Source organism: Streptomyces sp. NPDC002788 (genome assembly GCF_053592115.1).
The window spans coordinates 3,502-5,038 of sequence record NZ_JBSFVB010000043.1 but is presented as its reverse complement, the minus strand read 5'-3'; the positions used below and the strand labels follow the sequence as shown (position 1 = coordinate 5,038).

General features: G+C 56.3%; 1 rRNA gene (cut by a window edge). It reads right to left on the bottom strand.

Going from position 1 to position 1,537, the window contains the following annotated elements:
• Positions 1–22: 22 nt before the first annotated feature.
• Positions 23–1,537: ribosomal RNA gene (locus ACWD1U_RS37190) — 23S ribosomal RNA — on the bottom strand; it runs 1,704 nt beyond the window's last position.

Here is a 1,537-nt window from a genome sequence, read left to right as displayed (position 1 = left end):
AACACAGTGGACGCGAGCAACTGAGGACAAGCCCTCGGCCTATTAGTACCGGTCAACTCCACACGTTACCGTGCTTCCATATCCGGCCTATCAACCCAGTCGTCTACTGGGAGCCTTACCCTCTCAAGGAGGTGGGAATACTCATCTCGAAGCAGGCTTCCCGCTTAGATGCTTTCAGCGGTTATCCCTCCCGAACGTAGCCAACCAGCCATGCCCTTGGCAGAACAACTGGCACACCAGAGGTTCGTCCGTCCCGGTCCTCTCGTACTAGGGACAGCCCTTCTCAATATTCCTACGCGCACAGCGGATAGGGACCGAACTGTCTCACGACGTTCTAAACCCAGCTCGCGTACCGCTTTAATGGGCGAACAGCCCAACCCTTGGGACCGACTCCAGCCCCAGGATGCGACGAGCCGACATCGAGGTGCCAAACCATCCCGTCGATATGGACTCTTGGGGAAGATCAGCCTGTTATCCCCGGGGTACCTTTTATCCGTTGAGCGACGGCGCTTCCACAAGCCACCGCCGGATCACTAGTCCCGACTTTCGTCCCTGCTCGACCCGTCGGTCTCACAGTCAAGCTCCCTTGTGCACTTACACTCAACACCTGATTGCCAACCAGGCTGAGGGAACCTTTGGGCGCCTCCGTTACTCTTTAGGAGGCAACCGCCCCAGTTAAACTACCCATCAGACACTGTCCCTGATCCGGATCACGGACCCAGGTTAGACATCCAGCACGACCAGACTGGTATTTCAACGACGACTCCCCCTGAACTGGCGTCCAGAGTTCAAAGTCTCCCAGCTATCCTACACAAGCCGAACCGAACACCAATATCAAACTGTAGTAAAGGTCCCGGGGTCTTTCCGTCCTGCTGCGCGAAACGAGCATCTTTACTCGTAGTGCAATTTCACCGGGCCTATGGTTGAGACAGTCGAGAAGTCGTTACGCCATTCGTGCAGGTCGGAACTTACCCGACAAGGAATTTCGCTACCTTAGGATGGTTATAGTTACCACCGCCGTTTACTGGCGCTTAAGTTCTCAGCTTCGCCCCACCGAAATGGAGCTAACCGGTCCCCTTAACGTTCCAGCACCGGGCAGGCGTCAGTCCGTATACATCGCCTTACGGCTTCGCACGGACCTGTGTTTTTAGTAAACAGTCGCTTCTCGCTGGTCTCTGCGGCCACCCCCAGCTCACCGAGTAAATCGGATCACCGAGCGTGGCCCCCCTTCTCCCGAAGTTACGGGGGCATTTTGCCGAGTTCCTTAACCATAGTTCACCCGAACGCCTCGGTATTCTCTACCTGACCACCTGAGTCGGTTTAGGGTACGGGCCGCCATGAAACTCGCTAGAGGCTTTTCTCGACAGCATAGGATCATCCACTTCACCACAATCGGCTCGGCATCAGGTCTCAGCCACAAGTGCGACGGATTTACCTATCGCACGGCCTACACCCTTACCCCGGGACAACCACCGCCCGGGATGGACTACCTTCCTGCGTCACCCCATCACTCACCTACTAACCGCTTGGTTCGACG